The 7153-nt window shown below is 75.6% G+C and carries 7 protein-coding genes and 1 pseudogene; 1 reads left to right on the top strand and 7 read right to left on the bottom strand.

Annotated elements, in window-relative coordinates; all coding sequences use genetic code 11:
- Positions 1 to 45: 45 nt before the first annotated feature.
- The 5 genes from ACFOWE_RS30295 to ACFOWE_RS30275 all read right to left on the bottom strand — a co-directional run bounded on the left by ACFOWE_RS30295 (position 46) and on the right by ACFOWE_RS30275 (position 5438).
- A complete protein-coding gene (locus ACFOWE_RS30295; protein WP_377293881.1) occupies positions 46 to 1290 on the bottom strand; it encodes an MFS transporter in 1245 nt (414 codons plus the stop codon).
- A 169-nt stretch (positions 1291 to 1459) separates the two neighbouring features.
- Positions 1460 to 2203 (bottom strand): class I SAM-dependent DNA methyltransferase, encoded by a 744-nt coding sequence (locus ACFOWE_RS30290; protein WP_377293879.1) that lies wholly within the window; start codon positions 2201 to 2203, stop codon positions 1460 to 1462.
- A 206-nt stretch (positions 2204 to 2409) separates the two neighbouring features.
- Positions 2410 to 3057 (bottom strand): response regulator, encoded by a 648-nt coding sequence (locus tag ACFOWE_RS30285; RefSeq protein WP_377293877.1) that lies wholly within the window; start codon positions 3055 to 3057, stop codon positions 2410 to 2412.
- Positions 3015 to 4283: a sensor histidine kinase gene (locus tag ACFOWE_RS30280; RefSeq protein ID WP_377293875.1), complete on the bottom strand. Its 1269-nt coding sequence runs from the start codon at positions 4281 to 4283 to the stop codon at positions 3015 to 3017. Before ACFOWE_RS30280 ends, ACFOWE_RS30285 begins: the two co-directional genes overlap by 43 nt.
- 12 nt (positions 4284 to 4295) lie before the next feature.
- Positions 4296 to 5438 (bottom strand): DUF418 domain-containing protein, encoded by a 1143-nt coding sequence (locus ACFOWE_RS30275; RefSeq protein WP_377293873.1) that lies wholly within the window; start codon positions 5436 to 5438, stop codon positions 4296 to 4298.
- A gap of 199 nt (positions 5439 to 5637) precedes the next feature.
- On the opposite strand from ACFOWE_RS30275, the gene ACFOWE_RS30270 reads away from it, so the two are divergent.
- On the top strand, positions 5638 to 6096 hold the full coding sequence (locus tag ACFOWE_RS30270; RefSeq protein ID WP_377293871.1) for a pyridoxamine 5'-phosphate oxidase family protein: 459 nt from the start codon (positions 5638 to 5640) through the stop codon (positions 6094 to 6096).
- 112 nt (positions 6097 to 6208) lie between these two features.
- Here ACFOWE_RS30270 and ACFOWE_RS30265 read toward each other — a convergent pair whose 3' ends face one another.
- Both ACFOWE_RS30265 and ACFOWE_RS30260 read right to left on the bottom strand, forming a co-directional pair.
- The gene (locus tag ACFOWE_RS30265) at positions 6209 to 6634 is read right to left on the bottom strand and encodes a glutaredoxin domain-containing protein (RefSeq protein WP_377293869.1); all 426 of its coding nucleotides are present in this window, start codon (positions 6632 to 6634) and stop codon (positions 6209 to 6211) included.
- A 136-nt stretch (positions 6635 to 6770) separates the two neighbouring features.
- Positions 6771 to 7153 (bottom strand): annotated as a pseudogene (locus ACFOWE_RS30260) (hypothetical protein); the annotation flags it as partial.

The raw sequence follows: 7153 nt of genomic DNA, 5'->3' as shown, positions 1-7153 counted from the left end.
CCCCGGCCGACCGGCCGGGGGCGCCCCGTCGGACCCGCCCGCCTCTCAGCCCCGCCCGCCGGGCAGGACCGCCGCCGAGCGCCGCAGCGCGGCGGCGCGGACCACGGTGACCGTCAGCACCAGCGTCGCCGCCGCGACCACGGCCAGCAGGACCAGCCCCAGCGCGTACGACTCGAACCGGCCGTAGAGGAAGCCCATCACCAGCGGCGGGACGAATCCGCCCAGGCCGCCGGCGGCGCCGACCAGGCCGGTGACCGAGCCCACCGCCTCGGCCGGGGCGACCTGGGCGACCAGGGCGAACGTCGCCCCGCTGCCGGCGCCCAGCGCCGCCGCCATGGTCAGGAACGCGACCGTCCCCACCGGCGCCAGCCCGGGGGTGAAGGACACCACGGCCGCCGCCGTGCAGGTCACCGCGAAGACCCCGGCCAGAACCGGCAGCGGTCCGATCCGGTCCGACAACCAGCCGCCGACCGGGCGCATCAGGACCGCCAGCAGCACGAACCCGGCCATCCGGTTGGCCGCGTCGGCCTGCTCCAGCCCGTAGGCGGTCTGCAGGTACGCCGGCAGGTACACCGAGAAGGCGACGTAGCCGCCGAAGGCCACCGCGTACAGGGCGCAGGCCTGCCAGGTGATGGGCAGGCGCGCGGCGGCCGCCATCCGCGCCGCCATCGGCCGGGCCGGCGCCGTACGCCCCGGCGCGTCCCGCATGGCCAGCCAGGCGACGACGGCGTAGACCGCCAGCACGACCGCGGTGATCAGGAACGGGGTGGCCGAACCGCCGGTCTTCACCAGCGGGACCGTGGTCAGGGCGCTGATCGCGGTGCCGCCCATGCCCACCCCGAAGACGCCCAGGGCCAGGCCGCGGCGGTGCGGCGGGAACCAGGCGTTGACGAAGGGCACGCCGACGGCGAACACCGTCCCGCCGATGCCCAGGAAGAAGCCGCCGGCCAGCAACGCCGCCAGCGAGCTCTGCCCGGCCACGCCGATGAACAGCACCGGCACGATGGTCGCGGCCGACACCAGCGGGAACATCACTCTGCCGCCGTACCGGTCGGTGAGCGCGCCGACGGGGATGCGGCCCAGCGAGCCGACCACCACCGGAACCGCGACCAGCAGCGCCTGCTGGGCGGCCGACAGGCCCAGCAGTTCCTTGAAACGGGGGCCGAGCGGGCTGAGCAGCGCCCAGGCCCAGAAGTTCACGGCGAAACCCAGGGTCGCCAGGGCGAGCATCGCCGCCGCTCGCCCTCCGGAGGCCGCCGGGCTCTGCCCGCCGGCCTGGACGGTGGTCATCACATCGCTCCTCGTCATGTCGGTCACCGCATGCGCGTCCCTCCCATGACAGCCGTCCGCGCCCATCCGGCGGTACCGACCAAGGTCCCGTCCCCTCGGGACCTCGGACCCCGGAACCGCCCGGCCGGCCCCGCGGCCGTGGACCGGCTCCCCTGACGCGGGACGGTCTTCAGCCGCTCGGCGGGATGCGGTAGACGGACACGTGGGAGCGCGACTCGGCGGTGAAGGCGGCTCCGGCCCAGTCGGCGTGCCTGCTCTCCAGTTCGAACCCGGCCAGCCGGGCCATGAGGTCGAGCTCGGCCGGCCAGATGTAGCGGTGCGGGCTGCGGGACAACCGGGCCCGCCTGCTCCCGTCGAAGCTGAAGTGGTGCGACACGACGTGCTGGCGCAGGACGTCGTAGGTGTCCAGGCCGATGTAGCCGGGCTCGCAGCACCAGACCGTGGCCTGCTGGCCGGGGGGGAGCTTGCGCAGCTCGGGCACCCAGAGCTCGATCACGAACCGGCCGCCGGGCGTGAGGTGGCGGGCGGCGTTGCGGAAGCACTCGACCTGCTCGGCCTGGGTGAGCAGGTTGGAGATCGTGTTGTAGACGAGGTAGACGAGCGTGTACTCCCCCGGGGCGGTGGCCGTGGCCATGTCACCGATGACCACGGGGATCGTCGCCTCGTCCGCCTTCGTCCGCAGCCGGTCGGCCATCGGGCGCGACAGCTCGATGCCGGTGACCGGCACCCCCCTCCCGGCGAGCGGCACGGCGACGCGGCCCGTTCCGACGGCGAACTCGAGAGCCCGCCCGCCGCCCGCGAGTTCGGCGAGGCGGTCCACGGCCGGCTCCAGCACCTCGGGCGCGAACATGCCGACGCCTGGTGTGTCGTAACGCCGGGCGGTCTCGGCGTCCCAGATCTCATCTTGTCGCATTCCTGCGACGCTGCCAGCGGACGTACGCCTTGTCCAACGATTTCCGGTCCCGTGGGGGCAGTCCTCAGGCCTGAAGTCGCAGGTCGCAGGGTGCAGACCTCAGGGCGGACCGGCGCCGCCGGCGGGGCCGGGGCGCGGGCGGCGGCCGCCACGCCGCCTCCGGGGAGACCTCCACGGGACCGCCGGGGTGAGGGAGCACGGCCCCGTCACGGCAGCAGGCCGCGGTCGTAGGCGGCGGCCACGGCCGAGGCCCGGTCGGAGACACCCAGCTTCGTGTAGATGTGCGCCAGGTGGGTCTTCACCGTCGTCTCGCTGATGAACAGCGCCGCGGCCGCCTCCTTGTTGGTGGAGCCGCGCGCCACCAGGGCGAGCACGGTCCGTTCGCGTTCGCTCAGCCCGGCGGGGGCGGGGGTCCGGACCCGGTTCAGCACGCGGGCGGCCACGGCCGGGGACAGCACCGTCTCCCCCACCGCCGCCGCCCGCACGGCGCGGAAGACCTCCTCGCGCGGGGAGTCCTTGAGCAGATAGCCGATCGCGCCCGCGGTCAGCGCGGGCAGCACGTCGTCGTCACCGTCGTAGGTGGTCAGAACCAGCGCACGGGCCGAGGGCACCCGCCGCGCCAGCAGCCCGATGAACTCCGCTCCTCCCAGGCCGGGCATGCGCAGGTCGGTCAGCACGACGTCGGGACGCTCCCGCACCGCCACGGCCAGCCCTCGCTCCCCGTCCTCCGCCTCGCCCACCACCTCCAGGTCTGGCTGCTCGGCGAACATCCCCCGCAGGCCGTCCCGCACGACGGGATGGTCGTCCACGATCACCAGTCGCACGCGGCCGCGTCCGCCGTCCCGCTCACCCATGTCGCCTCCCGCCCGGCCTCGGCGGGGATTGCCGGGACCGTCACGCTGACCGCGGTGCCCTGACCGGGTGCGGACTCCACCGCCACGTTCCCCGCGAGCCTGACGACCCGCTGCCGCATGGCGGTGAGCCCGAAGCCCGCGCCGCCCGCCCCGCAGGGGTCGAACCCCTCCCCGTCGTCCCGGACATCGGCCACCACCACATCCTCCATGTACGACAGGGTGACGCCGGTCTTGCCGGCTCCGGCATGCCGGGCCACGTTGGCCAGCGCCTCCTGCACGGCCCGGTACACGGTCACCTCGACCTCGGGATGCAGCAGCCGGGCGGTGCCGGTGACGGTGAGCGTGGCGGGCAGCTCGTGCGCGGCACTCCAGCCGGAGACCAGCGCCGACAGCGCCTCGGGCAGCTTGGTCTCCGCCAGCGGTCCGGGGCGCAGGCCGTCCAGGGAGCGGCGGACCTCGGTCAGGCTCTCCCTGGCGAGGTCCCGGGCGACGGCCAGGCGCCGCCGCACCGCGTCGGCGTCGCCCGCGGCCTCCTCCGCGGCCTCGAGCTGCATGACGATGCCCGCCAGACCCTGCGCGAGGGTGTCGTGGATCTCCCTCGCCAGCCGGCCGCGCTCCCCGGCGACACCCGTCCGGCGGGCCGCGGCCAGCAGCCTGCCCTGCAGCTCGGCGTTCTCCTCACCGAGCCGGGCGAGGCGGAGATTCGCGTCCTCCAGCGCCCGGTTGGCGGCCCGCCGGCGTTCGACCTCGGCCTCCAGGGCCCTGATGCTCCAGCCGATGAACGCCGCCAGCACCGCTCCGGTGAGCGCCGACACGACCGGCCAGGGGCCTTCGGAGTCCAGCAGGGCGGCCGGGCCTCCCATGACGACGAGCGTCGTGGCGGCCACCCCGAGGTAGGCGTACCGGCCGGGAAGCGTGGCGAAGGCCGTGGGGAAGCAGGCGATCACCAGGAGCCCGTACACCGGGTGGCGCGAGGACAGCACCCACGCCAGCGCGAGGAGCCCGGCGAAGTAGACCGCCATCGGCGCCGGCGCCCGCTCCGGCCAGCCGGGGTGCGCCAGGACCATCCACCAGTGCCACACCGCCACGGCGGCGGCCAGCGCCGCCGTGACGGCCCGGTCGTGCGGGGGCGCCGCCGGATCGGCCACCGCGATCAGGGAGGCCACTCCGAGGATCACCAGCGGCAGGGTGCGCCAGGCCCTGTCCCAGTCGTGGACCCGCAGCATGCCGCCCCACTCTCATCCGCGCGGATAGGCCAGACGCCGCAGCAGCGTCTCGGCGGGCCCGCGCACTGCGGCCCTGCGCATCAGCTCGGCAGCGGCCACCGTCGCGGCCCACGTGCCGACCGCCAGCGCGACCGTGGCGGCGGAGCCGAGCCGCCCGCCGAGCCCGGCCCCGTAAGGGGGCAGAAGCGCCACGAACACCACCGACTGGAGAAGGTAACACGTCAGCGACCGCTGGCCGCAGGCCGACAGCGCGGTCACCAACCGGCCGCGCCGCGTCCCGATCCGCCGCGCGAGCAGGGCGATCAGGGCCGCGTACCCCAGGCCGGCGGCGATGCCCGACACCGTGTGGACGGCGTTGAGCGCCATCACCGCGGCGGATCCGCCCACGTCGAGGAAGCCTGCCGCCGCCAGCCCCAGAGGCAGCCCGCCGAGCGCCCCGGCGAGCGGCCCCAGCACCGCGGCCCGCCGCACCAGGCCGTCGGGTACGGTCAGCAGCTCCCGCCGGCCGGCCCAGACACCCACCAGCGCGGCGGTGAGCACGCCCGTCATCCCGACGGGGGTCAGCACCCACTCGACCGGCCGCAGCGCCAGCGCCGTCAGCGGGTCCTCGACCGCGAGCGACCAGAAGATGGTCCGCTCCCGCGCGACCTGGGGCGTGTCGTAGGCCAGGGCGGACAGCAGGGCGACGGGGACGAGCCAGGCCCCGGCGAGGACCAGCAGGGTCCGGTCGCGCACCCGCAGCAGCCGGACCAGCACGAGCCCGAGCAGCCCGTAGACCCCCAGCACGTCCCCGGAGAACAGCAGCACGGCGTGGACCGCCCCGAACGCGAGCAGCCACAGGCTGCGCCGCTTCAGGACACGGCGCCCCTCGGCGTCGTCCCGCCGCCGGTTCCAGATCTGCACCATGCCGTAGCCGAACAGCGCGGCGAACATCGGGTAGGCCCGCCCGTCCACGAACGTCATGCTCAGCGCCGCCGTCACCCGGTCCGGCAGGTCGTGCTCGATGACGTGCTGCCGGATGCCGTACGGCCGGCCGTACAGGTAGACGGCGGAGTTGGCCACGGCGATCAGCGCCAGCATGGCCCCTCTGGCGAGGTCGGGGGCGAGCCGGCGCTCGCCTTCCCCGACCGGCCTCAGCCCCAGGGTGGAAACCATCTTCTCTCCTCGGCTCGATGAGTTCCCACCGAGTGTCGGAGAAAGGCCCGGGCCGCCGGATCATGCGACGGTACGCGGATCACCGGCGGATGGACGACGGCCGCCATCCTCCGTTCGGAGGATGGCGGCACCGGACGGTCCCGCCCCGCCCGCCCGGTACGGTCGTCTCCGATCTAGAACGAGAAGGAGACGGACACCCATGACCCCGCCGCCCCGTACCCCCGCGCAGCGCAAGCAGGACACGCTCGACCGGCTCGCCCACGACGTCGACGCCTGGGTGGCCACGGCCGGCGGGGAGAGCGGCCTGCCCTACATGGTGCCGCTCTCCTTCCTGTGGGACGGCGCCGCCCTGCTGGTCTCCACCGTGGCCTCCGCCCCCACCGCCCGCAACCTCCGGGCGACCGGCCGGGCCCGTCTCGGCATCGGCCCGACCCGCGACGTGGTCCTCGTCGAGGGGAGCGCCGAGGCGATCCCGGCGGGTGAGATCCCGGGCGAGGCCGGGGACGCCTTCGCCGCCAAGACCGGCTTCGACCCCCGCAAGGAGCCCGAGGCCTACCTGTACTTCCGGATCCGCCCCCTGCGGATCCAGGCGTGGCGCGAGGCCAACGAGCTGAGCGGGCGCGACCTCATGCGCGACGGGCACTGGACCGTCCCCTGACGGACGGGAACCCGGCGGGGCGCCCGCCCCGCCGGGGGCGGTACCGCCCGAGGGAAGGTCGTACTGAAGGTGGAGAAGTGATCGAAGCCGTCGTCGTCGGGCGGCCGGCCGCCTAGAGCCGCTCGCGCACCCATCCGGGGTCGGGGTTGACGTACGGCAGGCCCGCCATGACCACGGTCGGCACCGTCTCGTCACCGCCGGTGGCGGCCCGCACCCGCTCCGCCCCCTCCGGGTCGCGCCAGATGTCGACCCAGTGCAGCTGGCGGGCGTGGCGGCCCAGCCGCATCCGCAGCTTCAGGCAGTAGGGGCAGCCCGGCCGCCAGTAGACGATCGGCCGGCCGTCCGCCGCGCTGCGGCGCGACGCCTCCGCGGCCGTGATCGACGCGGGGAACGCCAGCGGTGAGGAAAGCCCCGCAAGCAGCCCGAACACCAGCAGCAGCGCGGCGGCGGCGGCCGGTGACCCTCCGGCGAGCTGCCGGGCCGCCGCCAGCAGGCCGATCAGCGCGAACAGCACCGGAACGATCAGAGCACGCCTCATGGCGCTCCAGGCTATACGGGTGCGGCGGCCCTCCCCGTCGGGGGCCGGGCCCCGGGTTCCGGTCATCCGCACCGGATCCGCGCACCGGATCAGCAGGAGGCCGGCCGAGCGCGGGGCCGCCCACCCGGAACACCGGTCACTCCGGGGTGCCGGGCGGCGGGACGGCGCGCAGCTCGGCGGCGACCGCCCGCTCGCGAAGCGCGGCGGCCTCGGCCCGCGCCGCTTCCAGCTGCTGGCGCAGATCGCTCACCCGGGAGCGCTCCAGCAGCAGCTCCAGGCGCGCCTCGTCGCGCTCGGCCCGCATCCGCTCGGCCTCCTGCCGCAGCAGCGCCGTCTGCTCCTCCGCCGCGCCGATCCGGAGCCCGGCCTCCTGCTCGGCGGCCGAGACCCGCGCGGCCGCGTCCGCCTCGGCCTGCGCGGCCCGCGCCTCGGCCCGCTCCCGGGCGGCCCGTGCCTCGGCCGCGTGCATCTCCGCCCCGGCCCGCGCCCGGGCCTGCTCGTCGGCGCGGGCCAGCGCCC

The sequence above is a fragment of the Planomonospora corallina genome, assembly GCF_042650625.1.
In the GTDB taxonomy this organism is placed as follows: Bacteria; Actinomycetota; Actinomycetes; order Streptosporangiales; family Streptosporangiaceae; genus Planomonospora_B; species Planomonospora_B corallina.
The sequence above is the reverse complement of the archived record's forward strand: the minus strand, read 5'-3'. Positions and strand labels throughout refer to the sequence as shown.

Excerpts from the sequence above, each read along its gene's own strand:
- ACFOWE_RS30295 (WP_377293881.1), bottom strand. The coding sequence starts at position 1,290 with ATGACCACCGTCCAGGCCGGCGGGCAGAGCCCGGCGGCCTCCGGAGGG.
- ACFOWE_RS30290 (WP_377293879.1), bottom strand. The coding sequence starts at position 2,203 with ATGCGACAAGATGAGATCTGGGACGCCGAGACCGCCCGGCGTTACGAC.
- ACFOWE_RS30285 (WP_377293877.1), bottom strand. The coding sequence starts at position 3,057 with ATGGGTGAGCGGGACGGCGGACGCGGCCGCGTGCGACTGGTGATCGTG.
- ACFOWE_RS30280 (WP_377293875.1), bottom strand. The coding sequence starts at position 4,283 with ATGCTGCGGGTCCACGACTGGGACAGGGCCTGGCGCACCCTGCCGCTG.
- ACFOWE_RS30275 (WP_377293873.1), bottom strand. The coding sequence starts at position 5,438 with ATGGTTTCCACCCTGGGGCTGAGGCCGGTCGGGGAAGGCGAGCGCCGG.
- ACFOWE_RS30270 (WP_377293871.1), top strand. The coding sequence starts at position 5,638 with ATGACCCCGCCGCCCCGTACCCCCGCGCAGCGCAAGCAGGACACGCTC.
- ACFOWE_RS30265 (WP_377293869.1), bottom strand. The coding sequence starts at position 6,634 with ATGAGGCGTGCTCTGATCGTTCCGGTGCTGTTCGCGCTGATCGGCCTG.